The organism is Rathayibacter sp. VKM Ac-2804 (genome assembly GCF_009866655.1).
Lineage (GTDB): Bacteria > Actinomycetota > Actinomycetes > Actinomycetales > Microbacteriaceae > Rathayibacter.
In genome coordinates, this window is record NZ_CP047420.1 from 3,581,914 (window position 1) to 3,605,107 (window position 23,194).

Consider the following 23,194-nt stretch of genomic DNA (forward strand, 5'->3'; position numbering starts at 1 on the left):
GTCAAAGACGGGGCGGAGGCGCGGCTTGCTCAGCGGCCCGGCCTCGAAACCAAGGCTGAGCGCCTGGAGGGCTGCACACTCCGGCGAAGAGCGCCCCTCAGCCTTGGTTGTGAGGGTGCCCCATGATGGAGTCGTGGATGTCCTCGACGTTGTTGCTGCCGTCATCGAGAGCGACGGCCGCATCCTGGCCTGCCGCCGCCGACCGGAGAAGGACGCCGGCGGCAAATGGGAGTTCCCGGGCGGCAAGGTCGAGGCAGGCGAGACGCACGAGCAGGCGCTCGCTCGAGAAATTCGCGAGGAGCTCGGCGTCGAGATCGAGGTGGGCGAACTCTTGACCGTCGACGACACCGCAGGCTCGACGCGCGTGATCCGGCTCTCGTGCTTCTGGGCGACGCTCTCCTCGGAGAGTCCTACGTCTAGCACCGACCACGACTCGATGCTGTGGGTCACGCGCGCTGACCTCACACCACTGGAGTGGGCACCCGCCGATCTACCCGCCGTCGCCCTCCTGACGGCTTAGGGATCGACGAGGTCGAAGCCGTCGTCCGTGCGGATCGCGGTGATGATCCCGAGCCTCCCAATCAGTTCGAGGAGATCTGACTCGGGACGACCCGGCAGCAGGATGACGGGAACAGCTGCCCAGCCGAGGCCATTGGCGACGTGGGCGTAATCAAGAACCTGGCCGATTGCAGTGCGCACATAGGCGCGAGCAGTCGACTTCTTGGCCTCGACGATCCAGCCGCTGGACTTCACGTAGAGATCAGGCTCAATCCGGGTGGAGCCGACGGGAAGGGTGAGCCGACTCGGCGGAGTTCCATTCTCCGCCAGCCACTCACCGAAGGCCGCCTGCAGTTCGAATTCCACGCGGGAAACCACCCGCTCCTCGATCGGGCTCAGGTCCGCACCCGCGATCACAACATCGGACGATTCCGGTGCAGACCACTCGGAGAGCTCCGCCGACGCCACCGGCTGACCGCCATACGCAGGGAGCGTCGAGACGTCGGCGCTGATCGGAACAAGGGTGAAGATGATGCCCTGCCGAAGCGTCCCCTCGGTGTCGGGGATGGTCTCGAAGCGGTAGGTCGGAGTCCCCGTCGTGAAGGCTCCGATGTAGGTCACGCTCGTTCCCTGCACCGTGAAAAGCCGGATGACGCGGTTCTGGACGGCGGCGTCGCGAAGAGCAAGATTACCGCGGAGAAAGACCTGATCGCCGATCTGGCCCTCGCCTGTGTACGAGTAGGAACCGTCCTCGCGCAGGCCCTCGAAGCGGTCGTACCCGTACCGGGCGCCCTTCGCTGGGTCGGTGAAGATCAGGATCTCGCCGAGCGATTTCGGCGTGGAGATGCCGCCCTGCTGCTGACCGCCGTACGCGGCATGCACCGATCGTCTTCGAACCTGATCTCCGGGAACGAGCGTGAACCGCGTTCCCGTAGCACGACGAGAAATCCGAGTCCGAACGAGGTCGGCCTGCTCGTCAGTGAGAGCCCAACGGGTGGTGTCGGGATCGAGATTGCCGAAGCTTTCTCGGAGAACAGAGCGAATGCGCTTTTGAGACACTCCCAGCTCGAGGGAAAGATCAGCGGGAGTGAGAGCGGGCATAGCCCGAGAGTAGAAACATCAAGGGGAAGAACTAGCGAGAGACGCTCGTGTCTGGGGTTGAGTCTCACTGTGCCCTCTCTCTCGCAGGCGGAGGACAACGAGTATTTTTGCCTAGCTCGGTCGAGTGTGCTCGGACCTCATCCCGGAATGGCGCAAGAGGAGCGTCGCCCTTTTGCGGTCACCGCCCGGCGAGAATCACGATCCCTGACGCGACCAGAAAGGCGGCGACAGTAACTGCCGCGCCTGCCACCGGGATCCACCAGATGCGGCGGGACCTGTCGGGGCGGAAGAGTGCGACGAGCGTCGCGAGGGCGGACAGGCCTACTGCTCCGGGGACGATCCACATCGTCTCGCCCAGAACCGAGACGCCGTCCAGGCGGTTGTCCACGCGGTTCGCATCGAAGGTCAGGTTCTCGATGAGGACGACGACGAACAGGATCGCGCCGAGCACGAGCAGGAAGACGAGCACCAGGATCGCGGTGACGCGGTCCTCGCCGGCCGATAGGCGGCGGGCGGGGCGCATACGGGTAGCCGGTCGGTCGAACGGATCCGGGTCGTCCCAGTCCGCGTCCGAGTCGAAGGTCATAGTGCCCGCAGGCTAGCCGAGCAAAGCCCGCAGGCACCGCGGCCCGCCTACGCCTAACTGGGTCAACACCCGACCAGCACCGCCTCCGGCCCCACGCGGTCCTGCACCCCGAGCGCCAGCTCGTCTGCCCCGAGCACCCCTCGAACTACTCGAGACGTCCGCAACGCAGCTCCGCGGCCGACTGCGACTGCTCCCCGGGCCCGCAATGCTGTTCGACTAGTTCGTGACGTCCGCGGCGGCGACGAGGCCATCTGCGGGGCGCGGGCGAGTCGACCAGGCACGCGAACGCGTGCGGTCGGCTGATTGCCTTAATCGCTGTTAAATCTCGCCCTATTCCATGCGGCGCGCCCACTCACCTTGCAGACGCTCTCGACCAGCACCAAGCACCGCGACGTATCTGGCCTCGAGGCGTGTTGATCGCCAGAGCCAAGGAGTGAGCGGCCAGCCCGAGGGACCCGGCGAGGCTGCAAGACTGGAGATCGGTCTACCGGATGGTGGTCAACGGCCCTTTCAAGCGGCGGAGTCCCTGCACGTATCAACGAGAAGATTTCGTGACACGTAGCGCAGGGGACCTTTCCATCCGAATCTCCTCGGTATAGGGTCTGCACACGATGATCAAACAGGCTAGCTCCACCAAACGCACGACCGTGTACCGCATGATCGAGGAGACAACACTTGAGTCGGCCATCCGCGAGAAGTACAGGGCTAGCGACTCGAACTATACGGTCGAGAGTACAAAAGTCGACACACTGGACGCTCTCTTGGTTTCAGGTTCCATCTCGAACGAGAGCGCCTGGGTGAAGGACCTCGCGCTCCTCGCGGGGAAAAAAATTCGCTTGACGAACACTTCCCCCGGAGCCGTGCTCGCAATTAAGGACGACCAAGATCAAGTCTGGGCAATTTCTTGGGGCATAGGCTTCCACTTTTTAGAATTTGAGCGAATCGACTTCCGCTTTGGCGCGCGAGTGGTTGCACGTTCGGCCGCGCCGTCCGAACTGAAGTCGATTACGCGAACTATTCTCGACCACCGTTCGAGAGTGGACCGGAGCACACAGCCGTCCGGAGGGACGATGCGAGACCTCGGTGTCGATGAGTACGGTGAAGTAGTGAACCGCATCGAGGCGCGCGCCATAATTTCGAACCTGTCAGTTGGTGAGAAGGTGATTCAGCTCCGCGCTGCAGATTCACTAAATCTCCCACTTGCCAAGAGTCCCGAGAAGCTTGTCAAAGATCTTAAGGCGCTCAACGATCTGCTTGAGCTGCCTGTCCTCCCCGGTCTCGAGGGAATCGAACAGTTAGTGGCCTTGAAGCCGAAGGATCCCGTTGTCGTCGCGCTCGACAACCAACTGTACGAAGCGATTTCGAATGCCGATGGCGACAGAATGAGCATAAGCTGGCCACACGAGCGCTTGGACCAATGGGCGCCTTTCGCGAGCTGTAAAGTTAGCGGCTTTGGCGACCACAAGTCAAAATTTTTCGAGTACGCTCCCGACCTAGATGAGATCTTGTCTTGGTTCAAAGACACTCCGGTGGAGACGATCGCGTCTCGCCTGAGCCTTATTCAGATCGAACTCTTCAGCGAAAACAAGCCATCACCCGCCACCGTCGCCTCCAACGCCGTCCCGCTTCGTCGATGGTTGACCTTCGAGGTTCAGGTCGACGAGCGCAGGTACTGCCTGCACGACGGCAGCTGGTATCGAATGGACGACCAGTACCTTGATCGCATTGACAAACGAGTACGCGAGATCCTCACCACCACCCCCTCCCTTTCGCTGCCCGCATGGCCTGCGGGCGAGAATGAAGCGGACTACAACATCCGTGCTGCGAAGCTACTCGGCGGCTACTCGCTTGATAGGAAATTGATCTCAACACCCTTACATTCTCGCGGCGGAATTGAGCCCTGCGATATTTACGTGAATCCGGGCCAGCTAATTCACGTGAAACGAGGTCGGGATTCGGCATCCATGAGTCACCTACTAGCACAGGCACTTGTCTCAACAGAGTCCTTAGCAAGGGATGAAAATGGGCGCCGAGCGTGGATGGATCGCGTTGCTGCCGTATCAGACGGGCGGTTCGCGGACGCTGGGATAAGTGAAGTTATTCTAGGCATTGGTCGACCTAAGCCGCTCGACGTTGACAGCTTGTTTACTTTCACCAAAGTAAATCTAGTTAAGCAATTTGATGCGCTCAAGTTTCTCGATGTCGCCGTTCGCCTCGTGACGATCCCTGAGGCCTAAGAATCGATTGCTTTTGCGTGGGAGCAGTCAGTTCCGGGCAGCGGTGGCACGGCTGGTGGCAGCTCGCCAGCACGCCCTCCGCCGCCTTCCGGTTTTTCGCCAGGTACCGCCAGCTTCACGCCCCCTTACCGGCACGAACGACTGCTCGACGTAGCCACAGCGAAGCTCCGGGGCAGGCGGCAGCCACTCTCGAGCCGGCATCACTCTTGGTCTGGTTCGTGTGTCATCCGAGACGGTGACATGGTTCGCCAGGTCGCTCGCGAATGCCAGCAGCTGCTCGTCCGATCAGGCTCATGCACCTTCATATCAAAGCCGACTCAGGGCGTCGAAGTGGTTGATTTGCAGAGGGCGGTAGGTGTCGCCCCCGAATATGACCGACACCGTTGCTCCATTGGATGGGTAGGTCATGGCGCCGGTAAGAACCTTGCAGTCGAGCCGGGCTCGAGGACCAGGTTGAGCAGCGCTTCAGTGCACCGCGACGAAGGCGAGACCCGAAGCGAGAAGGAACGCGAGGACGGCGCCGAGCACGCCGGTCGCGGGGATCCACCAGATCCGGCGCGATGTGCCGCGTCGGACGAGGGCGACGATCGTCAGGAGGACGGTCAGGGCGACGACTCCGGGGACGAACACGGTCGTCGCGCTCAGGAGCTCGTAATCGCACTCACCCAAGGCTCCGCCGCACCGATCCGCCGCCAGGTGCTCGACCAGGACGAAGAAGGACAGGACGGCACCGAGCATCAAGAGGAGGACGAGTAGCAGGATCGCCGTACCGCGGTCCTGGCGAACGGAGAGGCGGCGCCCGGACTTCCGGCGCGGTGGCCGGTCGAACGGGTCCGGGTCGGCCCAGTCCGCGTCCGAGCCGAAGGCCATAGTGGCGCTCAGGCTAGTGGAGCACGGCGCAGGCTCCGCGGGCGGCACAGCCCCGGCGCGCGTCAGCACCCGACCAGCACCGCCGCCGCCGCCGCTCGGCCCTCCGCCCCGACCACCAACCCGTACTCGCCCAGAACCCCTACGAACTGCTCCACGTACCCGCAGCGCAGCTCTGCCGCCGGCGGCAGCCACTCTCCCGGGCCCGCGTCGCCCTTGGACTGGTTGATGTCGTCCGAGGCGGCGACGAAGTTCGCCGGGTCGTTTGCGAACGTCAGCCGCTGCTCGTCCGACCGCGCCCACGCGCCGTGGTGCCGCGCCCAGCCGAGAGCGACGACGTGGTCGATCTGCACCTGTCGGGACATGTCATTCCCGGAGGCGAACGACACCGCAGCGCCGTCGTACGGGTTGATCAGCGTGCCGGGGAGCACCTCGCAGTCGCGGGTGCCCGGTCTGAAGACCGGGTCGAGCAGGTCGCGGCCGAGGAGGAAACTAGACGGCCTTGACAGTCCCTCTTGTACCTATGCCGCCAACTGATTGTCTATCTGATGTTCGATCAATCGATCACTGACAAGAAAATTACTTGCCGCGCGCGCTTGAGCGGCCTCCCCAAGGTCGCCAGCAAGAAGCTCTTCAATCCCGGCAGCGGGCGCAAGCAACTCTGCAGCGAAAGCACGCTCAAGTTTGTCCGTGTAGCTACTACCCCGCGTAAGAAGCGAAGATCGTGTCAGTGGATCTGTTATCTGACGCGCGATTGTCCGAGCACCGAGGAACCGGCCGCGCGGAGCGGATCGCTCGACCTCCGGACCGACAACCGTCTCCGCCGACGTGGCGCTGATGCGAGTAAGGGCTTCTATGTTGCCAGGAGGCGAAACATTAACATTCGTCAGAACAACGTAATCTTCTATCGGCATTGCCTCGACAGCTGACAGGCCGAGCACCTCGCGAAGGGCTCGAGCTCGCTTATAACCCTCGCGCCACGGAGCAGCCCTCGAAACTCCACGGAACGCCTCCATACCCGACAGCCGCTCCCTCGGACCTGTGTTCCGGGACGTGCCATCTTGAAGCGCTGTGCGTATCCATTCATCGGCCGCCTCTAGTTCTGAAAAAGGCACGGCACGAGCGATGTCCGCGAGGAGGGAGCTGTCAGAAATAACGTCAGCAGCCGCCTCTAGCCGACGAGCATCTTCCGCCTGCATGTCGAATGGATCGAAACCCCATGACGCGGCTACGACTGCAAAGTCACGCTCTTCGTCGTCAAGCCCTTGAATCGCATACCACTCTTCTTGCAACAAGGTGTCAGCTATATTGCTTTCTTCTAGGCGTCTTACAGTTGAGTCGACAAAGCGACTTAGTGTCCGGCGTACTTCATCTGCATCAAGCACTGCGCTGACGTTACCGAGCAAACGTACTCTATCGTCCGGGGACTGGCGAGGCGCCGCGTGAATCCACATTTGCTGACGATCTGAGCGTAATGTCATTGCAGGCCAGGGAAATCCCTCTCCTGCGCCAGACAGATCTAAACCCGAGTAGTAAGGAGTATGAGACGCCGTTTCAACCGCCCACCAATTTAATGCAATCCATTCCGCCAGAGGATAAGCCGAAACGTCAATTCCCTCGCGAATTTGACCCGGCGCCTCGCGCTCTTTCACAAGCGTTGCGACTTCGTCGCCGACCGTGATCTGCAGACGCGCCCACGTCGCTCGCAGCTCGGGAGTACGGACTTGCGGGGCAGACTCCCAGTTGCAGTCGATTCTCATCATCGAACTATCCGATCCCTTAAAACTTTAGGCACGCTCGCTTCCGCGACAGGATATCCTTTATAAGTCCCAGCAACGGCGTTCACCAAGCGAGCCTCAAACCAGCAACCGTCCTGCCAATCCCAAACATATCTGGGGAACAGTCCCTGATCGCGGTAAGCGCTAACGCTCCCACGCCTGATCGCATCTGCCAGCCAACTCGAAAGGCGATCGGCATCATTGAATTGCGGGGGACATGGTGTCGCATCCGAGCGAAGCTTTGGTTGCCCAGCAAAAGACGGGTACGTCTTGTGCTCAGCGGACCCGATATACGTGGCAGCGGCTGCCCAGGCTTCAAGTTCGGCTGGCGCGGGCGCGACGGCGAGCGCCTGGGGGCGCGGGCGTTGTCTACCGGGCGTTCTCATCCGACCACCGTATCGGCAGACCGTTCGCAATGGGGATGCTGGGCTGCCTTGACATCGGATACAGGTTGCTGTTGCGATCGAGGCGCGGTTTCAGCCGGCCGTAAGACGGCGGGCGAGCTGGCCGCGAGCGTCGCCCCAGGCAGCAGGGTCCGAGCGAAGGCTGTGGCATTGCCCTGGTTGGGGCCTTTCCGCAGGGATGCGCATCAGCACCCGACCAGCACCGCCTCCGCCGCCTCCCGGTCCTCCGCCCCGATCGCCAGCCCGTACACCCCCAGCACCCCCACGAACTGCTCCACGTACCCGCAGCGCAGCTCCGGGGCCGGCGGCAGCCACTCCCCCGGGCCGGCGTCACTCTTGGACTGGTTCGTGTCGTCCGAGGCGGCGACGAGGTTCGCCGGGTCGTTCGCGAACAGCACGCGCTGCTCGTCCGTCCACGCCCACGCGCCGTGGTGCCAGGCCCAGCCGAGGGCGACGACGTGGTCGATCTGCACCAGCCGAGAGGTGTCGGTCCCGGAGACGAAGGACACCGCGGTGCCGTCGTAGGGGTCGACGAGCGTGCCGGAGAGGACCTTGCAGTCGCGGGTGCCGGGCTTGAAGACCGGGTCGAGCAGGTCTCGGCCCAGGACGTCGTTGCGGGTGTCGCAGCCGTTGCGGTCGACGTCTTTCCAGGACTCGCCGAACAGGTCGCGGTCGTAGGGGACGTCGGCGCGGCCGTCGTCGACGGGGAGCGCGGCGAGGGTCGCCAGCGCGAGCACGGCGGGGTCGGCGGAGTCCGCCGTAGGTGACGCGGGGACGGACGCGGTCGGCGCGGTCGGCGCAGCAGCGGCGGACGGAGTGGCCGTCGCGGGAGGGATCGAAGCAGGCGCGGTCGACGCAGGACCAGCAGCGACGCCGGACGACGCAGATCCCGCACCGGGAACCCCGACCGTCTCCCCCACTCCGACCACCGCGAACGCGACCGCAGCGACCCCGACGGCCGCGACGATCCACACCCACCACGGCGCCCGCCGCACCCGCCGATACCGGGCCGGAGCCCCCGGCCGCCCAGCGCCCCGCGAGAGCCCTGGAGCCCCCACCCGCCGCACCCCACCGGGTCGCGGCGGCGGCGGCCTGCCGACCACCGACTACACCCCCGAGTCGCCGTCGGCCGGGACGACGGGCGCCGACGCCCGCACCGCCCCGTCCCACAGCCGGATCGCCGAACGCGGCACCGGCCCGACCACATCGACGCGCCACACCAGATCCACCGGCGACCCCGTCGACGCCTCGAACGGCACGACGTGGATGGGCGCCGACGGGTCGAAGCGCAGCCGCTCCTGCAGCCGCGACGGGGCGACGAGGAAGCTCGTCACGCGCTCGTGGTAGCGCTCACCCACCTGCAGCTCGGTCAGCACCGTGGCGCTCACCGGGGTCATCGGGTCGGCGCGGGTCAGCGAGTCGAGCAGGAAGTCGTCCCACGGCACGTCGAGCTCGACGCCCTCGAAGTCCTCGGGGCGGCGCAGCGCGTTGAGCGGATTCGTGCCCATCGGGCGGACCCGCGGGCGGGCGATCGCCTCCTCGTCGCGCTGCACGGAGGCGACGATGTCGGCCAGGCGCGGGGCGGCGATCCGGGTGAGCAGCGACTCGTCGTCGAGGGCGCGCAGCAGCATCCGCCGCGTGTGGTTCGACGAGTGCGGGAGGTCCTCGTCCAGCGCCGACAGGCCGAAGCCCTGGCCGGCTCCGTAGTCGGCCGCCATCTCCTGCACGAGCGACTCGAAGGCCTCGTGCCGCCAGCCGCGGCGGACGAGCTTGGACGTCATCGCGGCGCGCATGCGGGCGACCGCGGCCGTCTCCTCGCCGCTGACGGTCGCCAGGCGCACCGCGAACGGCATCGCGCCGCGCTCGACGTCGAAGGTCTCGTGCTGCAGCCAGACGGGCGGCACGTGCCACGGACGGTGCACGGCCTTGGACAGCAGCACCAGCCACTCGACGGCCTGGCGGTGCACGGAGCGCAGGCGCGCGGCCTCCTCGCGGGCACGGCGGGCGCTGCGGCCGTAGTGCGCGAGTCGGGTGCGCTCGAGCTGGATCCGCCGCTCGAAGCGCGACCAGCCGGCGTGGTACCGGACGAGCGACACCAGCGTGATCAGCACTCCGGCCCCGGCGAGGCCGACCAGCACCCACAAGAGCACAGAGGTGATCAGCCCGGGATCGAAGGTGCCGGCGGGCTGCCGCGAGGCGTAGTCGTTGACGAACCAGATGCCGACGCCGACCACGATCGCGAGAGCCAGCACGGTGACCCAGCCGACGAGCAGCGTGCGGTGGAACTCGCGGCGCAGGCCCAGCAGCTCGCCGGGTCGCTGCGGGCGGATCGCGTCGATCTCGCCCGTGAGGTACGCGACCTCGTCCTCGGCGCGGCGGCGCTCGGCGCCGATCCGGTCGAGGAAGCGCCAGACGAACGAGGAGCTCTGCCGGCCGGCCCACAGGTCGTACTCGCCGAGCGCCTGCAGGCGGCCGGAGCGGCGCGCCTCGGCGTCGTGGGCGGAGACGACTGGCTCCGCGGGCTCGGGAGCCTCCTCCGCGGGGACCTCGATCTGGACGACGGTCCGCGGCTCGGCGGCCTCGCCCTCGACGAGCGTCTCCTGCGCGGGCGGCGCGAACGCGGCGGACTCGAACGGCGCGGGCTCGGGCTCGGACGACTCGGGCTCCGAAGCGACCGGAGCGTCAGGCTCCTGCACCGACGGCACCGCCGCAGCCGCGACAGCCGCCTCCGACGCCGACACCCAGTTCTGCAGCCGCTCCCGCGGATCCGCGAGCGCCAGCGCGTACCAGTCCACCCGCTCGGGGAACCCCGGCGGCACGTCATAGCCCGACGACACCCACGGGTCGTCCGGCAGCGCAAGCACGTCGCCCACCCGGCCGAACACGGGCACGGCCCCCTCGACGGGCGCGAAGCCCGCGTCGCGGAGGTCGGCGCTGCCGTCGAGCGCGCCGAAGACCAGCTCGCGCAGGCCCGCCCAGAGCTGCGGCGTGGTGCGGACGTGCGCCATCGCGGCGGGCGCGTCGGCCTCGGCGCGGGCGCGGCCCTCGTCCTCGCGGAGGTGCTCGAGGTCGGCGACCAGGAGCCGGTCGCGGACGTCCAGCACCTCGTCGTAGTCGGCCCCGACGACGGCCGAGCCCTGCGAGGTGTGCAGGGCGCGGGTCACCGAGCGGTTCGCGCTCGAGGTGATCCAGAGCACGGCCCAGCGCGGGATCTGCACGAGCTTGCCCGCCGAGAAGGCGAAGAAGCGGCCGATCTGCGCCCAGAAGCCGATCCGCTCGGGCTCCGGCACGTCGAGCGAGCCGGCGGAGTCGTAGGTGAGCGCGCCGCCGTCCAGGCGCAGGGCGCCCGCGACCATGCTCTCGACGTAGCCGGCGATCTGGCCGTCGTCGATGTAGGCGGTGCCGGGCGGCGGCGGGCTGACGCTGGGGTCGATCAGCAGCGAGTCGGGGCGGGCGGCGTTCTCGAGCACGCCCGCGGCGACGCGGCGGCCGAGCGACTCGGTCAGCACCGCGTTGAGGAACACCCGCGAGATCCAGACGGAGTCGCCGCCGTCGGACTCGCGGCTCATCAGCTCGACGCTGCCGTCGGTGACGCCGTTCCACAGCCCGGCGACGCTGGCCAGGTGGGTGAGCGTGAAGCCGGTGAAGCGCTCGTCGTCGCGGACGAACGCGTCGCCGGACCACGGGCTCGAGCGGTCCTCGGGCGAGGCGATGACGACGAAGCCGTGCTCGTGCGCCTCCACCCGCTCGCGCAGCTGGAACGCGGTCGGCGCGCAGATCAGCGTGACCCGGCGCAGCTCGGTGGTCTGATCGGCGAGGGTCGCCGACGGGTTCGGCAGCGGCATCGAGGTGCGCACCCAGCGGCTGACGAGGTCGGCGACCGCGTCCTGCGCCTCGTCGGTCTCGCGCTCGGGCAGGGCCGAGCGGAGGGTGACCAGGCGGACGAGGGCGAGCGGCTCCTCCGCGAGCGCCTCGAACAGGTCGACCGCGATCGCGACCGACTCGAGGTCGGCGCCCACGCCGAGCACCACGGCCTCGATCTGCGGCGGCGCATAGGGCGAGGTCTTGACGTGCTCGGGCAGCACCCAGAGGGCCTGGCCGAGCAGGCCGGTCTTCGTCCACTGCGCCGCCAGCTCGAGCAGGGTCTCGCCCTGCGCGCCGCTGGGCAGCAGGACGATCGCCGCCTTGCCGTCGGGCCAGAAGCCGTCCGGGCGCATCTCCGGGGGCACGCTCAGACTCCGGAGTCGCGCGGACCGGTCGAGACGACCGACGACACCAGGCCGAGCAGCGCCTCGCGGAACTGCTCGCGCATCTCCCAGGTGACCGGGTAGTCGTAGACCGAGACCATGTCGTCCTGCTGCACGATGTCGCTGTCGAAGCGGGCCAGCTCGGCGGTCAGATAGGCCTGCACGGCGGAGCGGCGCGACGCGAGGTCGCCGTCCGCACTGCCGGCGCGGGACGACTCCGGCACCGGAGCGCCGGTCGGCAGCGCGCCGGTCTGCAGCCACTCGGCCAGCTCGGTCTCCTCGCCGCGGCTGCCGCCGAGCGAGATCAGCACGCGGTAGGCGGCGAGCGGCGCCAGCGTCCCGTCGACGTTGCAGAGCGCCATCGCGATGGCGAGCGACTGCAGCACGACGCCGGGGAAGTCGGCGGGGCGGGCGTTGCGCTCGCTGAGCAGCGGGTGCGGGAAGTCGGCGAGCGCGCGGGTCGACGGGTCCCAGACGGAGAGCTTGGGGCCCTTCTCGCCCTGCGAGGCGTCGACGGCGAGGCGGCCGAGGGCCTTGGCGACGTACCAGCCGCGGATCATCGACTCGATCGCGCGCGGGTCCGCGGGGATGCTCTCGCCGAGCAGGCGGGCGCGCTTGAACTTCCAGAACGCCTCGCGGCTGTCCTGGGTGTTCGACTGCGCGAGCCAGCCGCGGGCGATCGGCTCCATCACGGAGTCCATCACGATGGGCTCGTAGGGGAAGCCGGACATCGCGAAGACCTCGATGCCGTCGACCTTCTGGTCCTGGAACCACGACTCGCTGGTCGCGTCGTCCCAGACGCCCATCTGGCCGAGCACGCCCTTGGTCACCTCGTACATCTCGGTGCCGGCGCGGAACGGGATCGAGCTGAAGACCAGCGAGGTGTCCTCGTTGATCGCCTTGCCGTGCACGGCGCGCAGCAGCGCCGGGTTGAGCTTGACCAGCGGCTCGCTGGCGCCGAGGGCGGCCTGGAGCTGCTCGCGGTAGCGGTCGCGGCGGGCGGCGAAGACGTCGGGCGGCAGCACCTCGGAGTCGAAGAAGCCGAGCAGGTCCTCGCCGATGTAGGCGGCGAACGGCGTGCCGTCGCGCTTCATCCAGGCGCGGGCGCGGCCGACGTAGACCTCGGGGTCGGTCGCGAGCTCGAAGGAGGCGCGCTGGGCCGGGTTGGCGACGGCCGGGTCCGCGGTGACGGTCGGCTTCCAGGTGCGCGGGTTGCCGACGAGCGACCAGGCGCCCGTGTCCGACTCGCTGTCCGGGCTGACGCCGACGAGCTGGTCGGCGAGCACGCGCAGCACGGCGTCCTGGTACTTGGCGTCGCCGTCGACGGAGGCGCGCACCAGCTTCTGGAACTCGGCCGGGTACTTCTCCGGCTCGACGAGCATCCGCTCGTTGGGCGCGGGCGAGTACTTGCGCGGGACGGTCTCGTCGACGCGGCGGGGCCAGAACTCGTAGGCGTTCTCGCGGTCGTCGCTGGTCTTCCGCGAGTGCACGCGCTGGAGCAGCGCGGTGCGGGAGCCGTCGAGGTAGTCGGCGAGCGGGCCGAGGAAAGTCTCGCGCAGCTCGGCGAGCAGCGCCCAGGCGGAGTCGCGCAGGGCCGCCTCGGAGGACCACTCGAGCGCCTGGCCGAGGCGCTGGATGGCGAACTGCACCGCCTCCTGGTCGGGGCGGATCGACTGCTGGTTGGCCGAGGTGCGCAGCTCGTCCGAGACGAGCGAGCTGAGGGTGCCCACCCACTCCTCGTGCTGGCGGGCCTCGACGCCCAGGGCGTCGACGGTGCCCTTGAGGCCGCGCTCGAGGCGGCGGAGCATCGCGGTGACGACGGGCAGGCCGTCCTGGGCGACGTAGCGCGAGACCGTCTCGAGGATGTGACCGGGCATCGTGCGCGTCCACTCGTCGAGGCGGCGCTGGCGCGCCTCGCGGTCGCGCTGCAGCAGGCGCGGGCTGTGCCGGGTGAACTCGTTGACGAGCCGGTCGGTCCAGGTGGTGATGTCGGTGCCGCCCTGGCGGTCGAGCGACTCGGGGCGGGCCAGCTCGTCGTCGGCGCCGCGCTGCAGCTCGGCCTTGATCAGGTCGAGGGTGCTCTGGTCGCGCAGCGCGTCGGTGACGTCGTTGTGCTCGGCGGTCTCCTCGTTCAGGCGCAGCTCGCGGAGGAAGCGCTGGTACTCGCTGTCCGCCGACTTCTCGATGTACTCGCGCTCGGTCATCCGCTCGAACTGCGGGTCCTCCTCGGCGTGCGCGAAGAGCATCCGGTCGATCGCGGAGCGGGCGAAGCGCTCGGCCGAATACTCGAGGAAGCGCTCGCGGCCGAGGGTGACGCGGCCGAAGCCGATGGAGGAGAACGGCGGCGAGTGGTGCGCCGGGCTCATCAGCCCGGAGTTGTCGGGCAGCACGTTGGCGGCCGAGCGGGCCTGCCAGTTGCCGGACGAGTAGGCGATCATGTCGTCCTGCACGCGCTCGTCGATCATCCACGCGGTGAGGCTGGTGGCGACGGCGTCGTAGACGGCGTTCTGGTCCTCGAAGGTGACCTTGCTGTTGCTGCGGCCGACGATGAACGGGTACGCGGCGCCGACGCGGTCCATCGCGGCGCCGTAGGAGGGGGCGACGCCCTTGGTGCGCAGCAGCTCGAGGGTCGCGGCGGAGGGGGTGTCGGTCCAGAAGCCGTTCATCGTCTCGGAGATCGCGGCGAGCGCGTTGCCGGGCATGCCCGCGGTGACCGAGAGCTGATCGAAGACGTCGGGCGCGTAGAGCATGCTGAAGAACTGGTTCGACCACGGGTACTGCTTCGCGGTCGACTTGATGATCTCGATGATGTCGAGGAACTGGCCGGCTCCCGAGCCGCCGGCGACCGACGAGATGACGATGACGATCGGGCTGCCGTCTCCGCCGTCGTCGCGGGCGCGCAGGCGCTGGCCGAGGGTCTGCAGCTCGGCGAGCGACTCGGCGTCGTTCATCTTCCCGATCGCGAGGCGCGCGGCCTGGGCGATCTCCTTGGTGGCGGCGAGCGCGACGGCGCGGCCGACGGCGCGGTACTGGCCGGCGCCCTTGGTCACGTCGACCTTGACCAGGCGCGGGTCGGGCAGCTGGCGCTCGATGTCGTGGCGCATCGCGTTGTTGGTCGCGTGGGCGCTCGTGATCGAGCCGTGCACGATGTCGAAGGTCGCCGCGGTGCTGACCAGGCCGCGGTAGTCCTGCCGGGGCAGGAACGGCGCCTGGTACTCCATGCCGTCCTGGACGGTGGGGGTGTCGAAGTGCAGGAAGCGCCAGGCGGCGGGGATGCCGCCCTCCCAGCCGAGCTGCTGGAGCTTGAGCTCGAGCTGGTACTTGATGCCGCGGAGGGTCTTGCCGCCGGAGCCGCCGACTCCGATCAGGAGGAAGGGTCTGAGCATGAGGTCCTGCTTTCGTCTGGTCGCGCGGTGTTCCTGCGGTAGCGCGGTGTGTCGTGAGGCGGGTCTGTGGGAGGCGCGTCGCGGTCAGCGACTGCGCGGCGGAGGGGTGCGGGGGCCGGCCCGGCCGGGTGGCGGCGGCGGCGGGGTGGAGCCGCCGGGCCGCGGGGCGGCGGTCCCCAGGGCGGCCGGGCGCGCCCTGCGTCCGGGGCGGAGGGCCGCCGGGGCGCGGGGGGCGAGGGGGCGGGGCGGGGTCGCGGTGGGGGTGCCGCTCTGGGCACTCCGCGGCGGCACGGAGGAGCGGGCCTCGGCGGCCGCGGGCTGGGCTGCGGGAACGGGCTGCTGCGGCTCCCGGCGCTCCGGGCGCTTCGCCGCGCGTTCGCGGCGCAGCACCTCGACGGTCTTCCAGGCGGGCTCGCCGGAGTCGCGGAGCAGGTCCTCAAGGCGGCGGTCGTACTGCGCCTCGTCGTCGCGGTCGACGCGGTGGTAGAGCACGGCCGTGGCGCGCACGGGCTCGTCGCCGCGGGGACGCTCGAGCTCCTGCTCCGAGACCACGATCGCCCAGAAGACGTCGAGCGGGAGCGCCGAGAACTCCACTCCGCCGTTCCCGAGCGGTCGCCCGGCGGAGGTGCCGCGGGTGCCGGTGCGGGAGGCGACGATCACGCCGCCGGCGGGCGGGCCGACGCGGTAGCTGGGCGCCTTCAGCGGCCACCACGGCACGTGCGCGCGGAGGCGGCCGAGCTCGGGGTCGGGCAGCTCGCGCACGCCGGTCTCGCTGCGGAGGTAGCGGAAGCGCTCGTCGAGGCGGCCGCTGGTGAGCGCCGAGCGGACGCCCTCGGGCGTGATCTCGACCGGCAGCGTGCCGCGCTGGAACGAGCCCTCCATCGCGATCTTCGCCTTCGCCCGGTTGAAGAGGTACAGGCCGAGCAGCGGCAGGAGCACGCCGAGCAGCAGGAGGACGAGCGCGACCAGTCCGATCGCCGCGGCGTTCACCGGGAAGGTCGAGGGGAAGGAGATCGCGACGGTCTGCGGGGCGCTGCTGCCGTCGCTGGTGCGGATGTCGAGGGGCAGGGTCGCCGAGACGGTGGAATCGGCGGGGGTGTCGTTCTCCGCGGCGACGGTCAGCACCGCGGAGGCGCCGGTCGCCACGACGATGCAGTCGCCGGGTGAGAGCGCCACTCCGGTCGGACCGGTGAAGGTCCAGATCCAGCCGCCATCGCGGTCGGCGTTGTCGCTGGTGACGGTCGGCGCGTTCGCGAGGCAGACCTGGCCGTCGGTGCCCGCGGTCGGACCCTGGATCGCGAGGGTGCCCTCCGCGCGGCCGTCGGCGCCGGTCAGCTCGCTGAGCACGATCGGCGAGGCGACGCTCGGGAACGCGGCGGGCAGCACGGTGGTGATCCGCTGCTGTGTGGTGACGGGGGCGAGCTCGATCGCGTGCTCGGCCGTGGTCAGCGGCTCGAGCGAGGCGGTGACGAGCAGCTCGGAGGCGGTGACGTCGGAGGGCAGCGGCAGGGTGATCACGCCTGAGGCCGCGTCGATCGCGGCACCGGGCAGGGCCGTGATCGCGCCGTCGGCCGCACTGGTCGCGGTGAAGTCGGCCCGGCCGAAGACGGAGAGGTCGACCGGGTCGCCGGCGGGATCCTCGACGCGGGCGGTGAGGGTCGCGGAGAGCAGGCCGCTCTCGCCGCGCTCCACCTGGTTGGCGTCGTCGAAGACGATCCGCAGGTCGCTGAACGCGAAGACCTCGGCGGTGCCGGGCGAGGTGAGCGTCCACTGCCCCTGCAGCTCGGGCCGGTCGACGGTGATCTCGAGCCGGGAGACGCCGGAGGACTGCGTGACCGTGACCTCGGGGGCTGTGGCGGAGGCGGAGAGGGTGCCGAGGCCGGAGGAGGCGGGCGCCTGCAGTGTCCAGCCGTCCTTGACCACGGCCTGGATCCGCGCGACGCCCGGGTCGATCCAGAAGGAGCCGTTCGCGTCGAGCGCCTCGGAGGCGCCGCCGGCGATGCGCGCGCCGAGCTGGAGGAAGACGGAGGCGAGCGCGTCGGGGTCGGAGGCGTCGACCACGGCGCCGCGGACGGAGCCCTCGGGCGCGACGGCCGGCCCGCAGGTCGCGGTGCCGCCGCCGTAGGCGCCGCTGCCCTCGACGAGCGGCCACATCACGCGGGCCTCCTCGCGCTGCTCGCCGTCGGCCAGGAGCGTGCCGAGCACGACGACGCCGGCCTGGCGGAGGGCCGCGAGCAGGCCGTTGCCCTCGGGCTCGTCGCCGTCGGGGTCGATCCGCACGCCGCAGAGCGCGTTGGTCGCGTCGGCCGTGGCCTGCGCGGAGCCGAGATCGATCTCCCCGTCGGTCAGCCAGATGACCAGCTGGCAGGCGGAGCCGGCGCTCGGCTGGCTCTGCAGCGCGGTCTGCACGCCCTGCAGTCCGGCCAGCCAGTTGGTGCCGCCGCCGGGCGTCTTGTCGCGGATGACGCCGGCGAGCGCCTCCGGGCTCTCCTGCGACCACGGCCGCCAGTCGACGGCCGGCTCGAACGCGCGGCTGAAGAAGGCGGCGCCCCAGTTGACCGTGAGCGAGTCGCGGAGGCCGCCGAGCTCCTGCAGGCTGCCCGCGAGGATGCCGGCCCGCGCGACGTCCGGGTCGGAGCCGCGGCCGTCCTCGCCGCCGGTGTTCAGCGAGCCGGAGCTGTCGACGAGGTAGTAGACGTTCAGGACGTCGGAGGAGGAGAGGCAGGTGCGGAGGTCCTCGATCGCGCCGCGGCCGATGTCGGTGAGCGAGGCGGTCTGCGTGCTGGTGGTGGTCGCCGCCTGCGCGGGCTGCGCCGCCGCTCCGAGCCCGAGGGTCAGCAGGAGCGCGGTGACGGCGATCGCGAGGGCGCGGCGGATCACCGGCTCAGCCACTCGGAGATCGGGACGCTGATGTTGAGGACGTGCCAGGCGCCGAGGACGAGCGCTGCGGCCGACAGCCAGTAGAGGGCGCGGGTGAAGCGCGCGTCGGGCACGAAGCGGCGGGCGTCGCGGAGGGAGTGCGCGCGCTGGGAGGAGAGGTCCCAGCCGGTCGCGAGGAAGACGAGCAGCGGCGTCAGGACGTAGCCGGCGACGCTCAGCCAGACGGCGCTGCCGCGCACCAGCGGCAGCGGCAGACCGAGCACGCGGACGGGCGCCGAGGCGACGGAGGCGGCCACAACGGCCAGCGCGAGGCTCACCACGATCCCCGCGGCACCCACTGCGAGAGGCAGGGGGCTGGCGGTTCGGCGGGCCGCGAGGGCCCGGTCACGCACGGTCGACACCGCTCCACCCTCCGCTGTCGCAGCTGAACGCTCCCTGTTGGGGGCGGTCCTCCAGTATGCGGACCCCGCTGCGAGCCGCCAAACCCCGCGGTGGGGCGCCCGGGTGCCGAGCATGCTGATCGAGTAGCGCGCGGAGCGCGCGTATCGAGATCCACCACCCCCTGCACGCCAGGTCTCGATACGCCGCTCCGCGGCTACTCGACCACCATGACTCCGCCACCACTCGACCAGCGCGCGCAGCTCGTGCTGATCGAGTAGCGCGCGAGGCGCTCCGTCCCTGCTGATCGAGTAGCGCGCCCCGCGCGCGTATCGAGATCCACCCCGCCCGCACCCCCGGCCGCCCGCGCCCGCCCGGATGGTTGACTGGCCCCATGGAGATCGTTCTCGGAGTCGTCGGCCTGCTCGGCGGCCTCATCGTCGCGGCCGCCGCCGTGGTCGCCGTCGTCATCGGCCGGCGCCGCGCGAAGCCGGCCTCGCTGGTCGACATCGACGTGCGCCTGTCGCACGCGGGCGACGACTGGTGGCGGGTCACCGCGACGGTCCGCAACCTCGGCCGCACCGACCTCCCCCCGACGACCTTCGTCGCGGACCGCCCGATCTCCTTCACCCTCGCCGGCTCGTCCTCCGCCGAGTGGTACGGCGCCCCGCCGCAGACCCCGGAGTGGTCGATCGACCCGTCCGGCTCCCTTCTGCTCGCGCCCGTCCTCCTCTTCCGCGGCGTCCCCGTGAGCGCGACGGCCGTCGTCCGCGGTCGCCCGGAGGTCCGCATCGACGCGCCGCTGCGCTACATCCCGGTCCGCGAGAACGTGGTCGAGACGACGGGGGCGGCACCCGCCTGGGGCGAGCCCGCGGCCGCCTCCGCTACTGCCTCTCCCGCCTCCTCCACCCCGCCCGCTCCGCAGCGCCTCGTCGACGCCCCCCTCGAGCCGCGCCCCGAGCGCGAGAGCGTGCTCCGCGGCGGCTTCGGCATGTGGTCGGCGATGGCGGCGGGGGGGCTCGGCGCCGTCTTCGTCGGCGTCGGGATCGCACTCTCGCTGGCCGGACTGAACTCGACGCCCCTCGGCTCCTCCGGCGTCGTGCTGATCGGCGCCGGCCTGACCGGCCTCGTCGGCACCCTCGTCATCCGCCTGCTCCGCCGCTGGCTCGAGCCGCCGGCGCTCTGGCGCACCCCGCGCCAGCGCCTGCACCGCCCCGGCACGATCGTCGTGCTCGTCCTCGCCTACGTCGGCCTCGCGCTGTTCTGCCTCGAGTTCCTGGTCGAGGACGTCAGCGGCGACACCACCTGGGTCGCGGGAGTCGCCGTGCTGCTGCTCTTCGCCGCACTGCTGGGCACGGGACTGGTGGGCTTCCTCCGCCTGGTCGTGCTGCTCGGCGTGCGGCGCGCCTCGCGAGGCGCGACCGCCTGACCGCCGCCACGCCGACGCTCACCGCCGCAGCGCCTCGATCGGCTCGATCCGCGCGGCCCGGATCGCCGGTGAGAGCCCGGCAAGCACCCCGACGAGGGTGCCGAGCAGCGGTGCACTCGCCGTGACCAGCGGATCGAGGATCGCGGTCCACTGCTGCAGGGCCGCGTTCGCGACGACGACCGCGATGCCGGCGGTCGTGCCGAGCAGACCGCCGAGGGTCCCGGTGATCCCGGTCTCGAGCAGGATCTGCAGGAAGACGTGGCGCGGCCGAGCGCCGATCGCGCGCCGCAGTCCGATCTCGGGGGTCCGCTCGAGCACCGCCACCAGCGTCGTGTTCGCGATGCCGACCGCCCCGATCAGGAGGATCACCGCGGCGAGCGCCAGGAAGAGCTCCGCGAGCGAGGCGGTGACGCTCTCCGCCAGCGCGAAGCGATCCGGCGGCGCGGAGGTCTTCATCGTCGCGGGAGCATCCGGCCGCAGCGCGATCGGGAGCTGCTGCGCGACGACACCGGCGGCGCCGACCTCCGTCTCCACGAGCAGCACGGCCGGCGCACTCGTGCTCGGCGGCCCGTAGACCTGCCGGGCGACCGCGGCCGGCAGGTAGATCGTCGAGGCGGCGAGCGGGTCGCGCCCGGCCTCGCCGAGGATCCCGACCACCGTGTAGCCGACCCCGCCGAGGAAGACGCTCGCCTCGCCCGCCACCGGCGGCAGGCCCAGCTGCCGCGCCGCTCCCGCCCCGACCACGGCGACCGGGACTCCCCGCTCCTCCTCCCACTGCTGAATCGCGCGGCCGGAGCGGAACGACACCTCGGCGGCTCCGAACCAGCCCGGAGTGGCCGCCGCGACGGTCATCGGGACGGCTGAGCCGAGCCCGTCCGGACGAGCGGAGACGGGGGTGGACCCGCTCGGCAGCGTCCAGCTCACTCCGGAGGCGACGACCCCGTCCAGCCGGTCCGCCCTGCTCTCCGCGTCGGGCGGGAAGCTGTCGACGGTGTCGGAGGCGTCGCTCCCGCCCGCGTCGGTGACGGTCACCTGCGTCGCCTGCAGCAGCGAGAACTCCTGGGAGATCTGCCCGGACGCCGTCGCCGTGAGCCCGAGGACGACGACGAACGCGCCGACGCCGAGCAGCGGGCCGAGCAGGGTGAGCACCGTGCGGGTCGGGCGCTGGACCAGCCCGGCCAGCGCCTCGCGCAGGAGGTCGGCGGCTCGCAGACCGCTGGTCGGGAGCGACGGCGCCATCAGCGCAGGCGCCCGTCGCGCATCCGGACCGTCCGGCCGGCACGGGCGGCGGTCGCGGAGTCGTGGGTGACGACGACGACCGAGACCCCGTCGGCGTGCAGCTCGTCGAAGAGGTCGAGCACGCGCTCCGCGGAGCCCGAGTCGAGGTTGCCGGTCGGCTCGTCGCAGAGCAGCAGGCTCGGCCGGATCACGAGCGCGCGGGCGATCGCCACCCGCTGCCGCTCGCCGCCGGACAGGGTCCGCGGCAGCGCGTCGAGGCGATGGCCGAGCCCGACGCGCTCCAGCGCCTCCCGAGCTCGCGCCGTGCGCTCCGCCGTGCGGATCCGGGCGTAGAGGAGACCGAGCGCCACGTTCTCGGTCGCGGTGCGATGGCTGAGCAGGTGGAAGTCCTGGAAGACGAAGCCGATGCGCAGCCCGCGCAGGGAGGTGCGCTGTACCTCGGTCAGCCCGACCACCTCGATGCCGTCGAAGCGGTACTCGCCTCCGCTCGGGGTGTCGAGGAGGCCGAGGAGGTGGAGGAGGGTCGTCTTGCCCGAGCCGGACGGCCCGACGAGCGCCAGGTAGTCGCCGCGCGCGACGGTGAGGTCGATCCCGGTGAGCACGGTCGTCTCGGGCGGGCCGGGGAAGCTACGGCGGACGTCGACGAGTGAGATCACGGGGGCCTCGGCCTCAGCCCCGGACTCAGCCGACGACGACACGGTCGCCCTCATCGAGCACGGCGCCCTCGGCAGGAGTGACCTCGACCTCGCCCTCGGCGATCAGCCCCGTCGACACCGGGACGGCCACGCGCTGCCCGCCCTCCGATTGCAGCACGGTGACGAAGGTCGTGCCGTCGTCGGCCGACTGCACAGCGACGACCGGCACGACGAGGACGGGCGCCGGAGTCTCGCCGACGGTGACCGTCACCCGGACGTTCCGGCCGCGCCAGTCGGCGGGCAGTGCCGGCGACGGCGTGACCGTGAGAGGGAAGCCGGGCGCGGACTCCGTGCCCTCCGCCGCGCCCTCGGCGGCGCCTCCCCCGCTGTAGGCGCCGAGCGCGGTGACGGTCCCCTCGGCCTCCCGGTGGTCGACGTCGTCGACGACCACGACCCTCTGCCCGGTGGCGAGGGACTGCTCGCGGCCGGCCGGCACGACCGCGGAGACGACGGGATCGCCGACGTCGAGGGTGATCAGCGCTCCGGTCGCGCCCGCCAGCGGCGCTCCGACCGCGAGGTCGAGGCTGCCCACGGTGACGGGGAAGGAGGGGATGAAGACGGTCTCCGCGAGCGGCATCTCGACCCCCGTGCGTGCTCGAAGCGCCGCGAGGGCGTCCTCGGCGTCGCCCTCGGCGCGGGTGGCGAACTCGACCGCGAGCCGCGCCTGGGCCTGCGCGACGTCGTCGACGGCCTGAGCGAACTCGAGCGCGGCGCTGGCGCGCTGCTGCTGGGCGGTGACGACGGCCTGCTGGGCGCCGCTCAGCTCGGCCGCCTCGCCCTCGTTCACGTCGGCGGTCGTCAGCGCGTCGAAGCCGCGAGCGGAGTAGAGGGCGGCGACCGCGTCCTTCGTCGCGCCGCCGAAGTGCCCGTCGACGTCGTCGGCCGCCAGATGGCCGAGCGCGACCAGCGCGTTCTGCAGCTGCTCGACGTCGGCTCCCTCCGCCCCGGGCTTCAGGTCGCGGTAGGCGGGGGTCGCCCCCGGCAGCGCGAGGACCGGTCGACCCGAGACCTGCGCGAGGACGTCCCCCGCCTGGACGGCGGCACCGACCGCCTTGGGCAGCGCCGTGACGATCGCCGCTCCGCCCGCGGTGGAGACCGCCGGCAGCACCCTGATCGTGCTCGCCGCGGCGACGGTTCCCCGCACGGTGACCGTCCCGGTGAGGACGCGGCGCGCCACCGGCTCCGTGAGCGTCGTCGGCGGAGGTGCGGCCTGGTCGGCCGCCTGCTGCGCGGGCGAGCGGATCGAGAGCGAGAGCACCAGCCCGGCGGTCGAGAGGACCGCCGCCGCGATCGCCGCCCAGAGCAGCAGCCGCTGCCGCCGCTCCACCGGGGACCGTCGGGGAGCAGGCGAATCCGTCACGGTGCGCTCTCCCTCTCGCCTCTCGATAGTGCTGATTCTTCTCGCTCCGTCTCTTGCGCGACTGTCCTCTCCTCTCATGAGAAGACAGATCAGAAGAAGGCGCAGCAGA

Annotated in this window: 16 protein-coding genes; 3 read left to right on the forward strand and 13 right to left on the reverse strand. The window is 70.3% G+C overall.

Features of this window, described 5'->3' with window-relative positions:
• Nucleotides 1-133: 133 nt before the first annotated feature.
• Entirely contained in the window at nt 134-520 is a 387-nt protein-coding gene (locus GTU73_RS16705; RefSeq protein ID WP_244231680.1) for a (deoxy)nucleoside triphosphate pyrophosphohydrolase, read from the forward strand.
• Here GTU73_RS16705 and GTU73_RS16710 read toward each other — a convergent pair.
• Entirely contained in the window at nt 517-1,599 is a 1,083-nt protein-coding gene (locus GTU73_RS16710; protein WP_160090770.1) for a hypothetical protein, read from the reverse strand. The genes GTU73_RS16705 and GTU73_RS16710 overlap by 4 nt on opposite strands.
• 178 nt (nt 1,600-1,777) lie before the next feature.
• Nucleotides 1,778-2,185 (reverse strand): hypothetical protein, encoded by a 408-nt coding sequence (locus GTU73_RS16715; protein ID WP_160090771.1) that lies wholly within the window; start codon nt 2,183-2,185, stop codon nt 1,778-1,780.
• Nucleotides 2,186-2,841: 656 nt separating this feature from the next.
• On the opposite strand from GTU73_RS16715, the gene GTU73_RS16720 reads away from it, so the two are divergent.
• On the forward strand, nt 2,842-4,422 hold the full coding sequence (locus tag GTU73_RS16720) for a DUF6119 family protein (RefSeq protein WP_160090772.1): 1,581 nt from the start codon (nt 2,842-2,844) through the stop codon (nt 4,420-4,422).
• Between the two features lie 465 nt (nt 4,423-4,887).
• On the opposite strand, the gene GTU73_RS16725 is transcribed toward GTU73_RS16720, so the two are convergent.
• From GTU73_RS16725 to GTU73_RS16760, 8 genes are all read right to left on the reverse strand, one after another.
• Nucleotides 4,888-5,292, reverse strand: coding sequence for a hypothetical protein (locus GTU73_RS16725; protein ID WP_160090773.1), 405 nt, complete (start codon nt 5,290-5,292; stop codon nt 4,888-4,890).
• Between the two features lie 62 nt (nt 5,293-5,354).
• Nucleotides 5,355-5,798 (reverse strand): HNH endonuclease family protein, encoded by a 444-nt coding sequence (locus GTU73_RS16730; protein ID WP_347877757.1) that lies wholly within the window; start codon nt 5,796-5,798, stop codon nt 5,355-5,357.
• A 12-nt stretch (nt 5,799-5,810) separates the two neighbouring features.
• Nucleotides 5,811-7,052 carry a hypothetical protein gene (locus GTU73_RS16735; RefSeq protein ID WP_160090775.1) on the reverse strand — a complete coding sequence of 414 codons (1,242 nt, stop codon included), beginning with the start codon at nt 7,050-7,052 and terminating at the stop codon, nt 5,811-5,813.
• Between the two features lie 604 nt (nt 7,053-7,656).
• Nucleotides 7,657-8,208, reverse strand: coding sequence for an HNH endonuclease family protein (locus GTU73_RS16740; RefSeq protein WP_160090776.1), 552 nt, complete (start codon nt 8,206-8,208; stop codon nt 7,657-7,659).
• A gap of 369 nt (nt 8,209-8,577) precedes the next feature.
• The gene (locus GTU73_RS16745) at nt 8,578-11,700 is read right to left on the reverse strand and encodes a hypothetical protein (protein WP_160090777.1); all 3,123 of its coding nucleotides are present in this window, start codon (nt 11,698-11,700) and stop codon (nt 8,578-8,580) included.
• A gap of 2 nt (nt 11,701-11,702) precedes the next feature.
• On the reverse strand, nt 11,703-15,104 hold the full coding sequence (locus GTU73_RS16750) for a tubulin-like doman-containing protein (RefSeq protein ID WP_160090778.1): 3,402 nt from the start codon (nt 15,102-15,104) through the stop codon (nt 11,703-11,705).
• Nucleotides 15,105-15,188: 84 nt separating this feature from the next.
• The gene (locus GTU73_RS16755; RefSeq protein WP_160090779.1) at nt 15,189-17,996 is read right to left on the reverse strand and encodes a hypothetical protein; all 2,808 of its coding nucleotides are present in this window, start codon (nt 17,994-17,996) and stop codon (nt 15,189-15,191) included.
• Nucleotides 17,981-18,385, reverse strand: a complete 405-nt coding sequence (locus tag GTU73_RS16760; RefSeq protein WP_160090780.1) for a hypothetical protein — start codon at nt 18,383-18,385, stop codon at nt 17,981-17,983. Before GTU73_RS16760 ends, GTU73_RS16755 begins: the two co-directional genes overlap by 16 nt.
• A 371-nt stretch (nt 18,386-18,756) precedes the next feature.
• On the opposite strand from GTU73_RS16760, the gene GTU73_RS16765 reads away from it, so the two are divergent.
• The gene (locus GTU73_RS16765) at nt 18,757-19,791 is read left to right on the forward strand and encodes a hypothetical protein (protein WP_160090781.1); all 1,035 of its coding nucleotides are present in this window, start codon (nt 18,757-18,759) and stop codon (nt 19,789-19,791) included.
• Between the two features lie 18 nt (nt 19,792-19,809).
• On the opposite strand, the gene GTU73_RS16770 is transcribed toward GTU73_RS16765, so the two are convergent.
• From GTU73_RS16770 to GTU73_RS16780, 3 genes are read right to left on the reverse strand one after another with little or no spacing between them, the layout of a single operon-like run.
• A complete protein-coding gene (locus GTU73_RS16770; protein ID WP_160090782.1) occupies nt 19,810-21,030 on the reverse strand; it encodes an ABC transporter permease in 1,221 nt (406 codons plus the stop codon).
• Entirely contained in the window at nt 21,030-21,686 is a 657-nt protein-coding gene (locus tag GTU73_RS16775; protein ID WP_320529529.1) for an ABC transporter ATP-binding protein, read from the reverse strand. The genes GTU73_RS16770 and GTU73_RS16775 overlap by 1 nt, the downstream gene beginning before the upstream one ends.
• Before the next feature lie 25 nt (nt 21,687-21,711).
• Nucleotides 21,712-23,052 (reverse strand): peptidoglycan-binding domain-containing protein, encoded by a 1,341-nt coding sequence (locus GTU73_RS16780; RefSeq protein WP_160090784.1) that lies wholly within the window; start codon nt 23,050-23,052, stop codon nt 21,712-21,714.
• Nucleotides 23,053-23,194: the final 142 nt, after the last annotated feature.

Bases quoted from the DNA above. Each gene is read 5' to 3' on its own strand.
- GTU73_RS16710 (WP_160090770.1), bottom strand. From the start codon at position 1,599: ATGCCCGCTCTCACTCCCGCTGATCTTTCCCTCGAGCTGGGAGTGTCT.
- GTU73_RS16715 (WP_160090771.1), bottom strand. From the start codon at position 2,185: ATGACCTTCGACTCGGACGCGGACTGGGACGACCCGGATCCGTTCGAC.
- GTU73_RS16720 (WP_160090772.1), top strand. From the start codon at position 2,842: ATGATCGAGGAGACAACACTTGAGTCGGCCATCCGCGAGAAGTACAGG.
- GTU73_RS16725 (WP_160090773.1), bottom strand. From the start codon at position 5,292: ATGGCCTTCGGCTCGGACGCGGACTGGGCCGACCCGGACCCGTTCGAC.
- GTU73_RS16735 (WP_160090775.1), bottom strand. From the start codon at position 7,052: ATGATGAGAATCGACTGCAACTGGGAGTCTGCCCCGCAAGTCCGTACT.
- GTU73_RS16750 (WP_160090778.1), bottom strand. From the start codon at position 15,104: ATGCTCAGACCCTTCCTCCTGATCGGAGTCGGCGGCTCCGGCGGCAAG.
- GTU73_RS16765 (WP_160090781.1), top strand. From the start codon at position 18,757: ATGGAGATCGTTCTCGGAGTCGTCGGCCTGCTCGGCGGCCTCATCGTC.
- GTU73_RS16770 (WP_160090782.1), bottom strand. From the start codon at position 21,030: ATGGCGCCGTCGCTCCCGACCAGCGGTCTGCGAGCCGCCGACCTCCTG.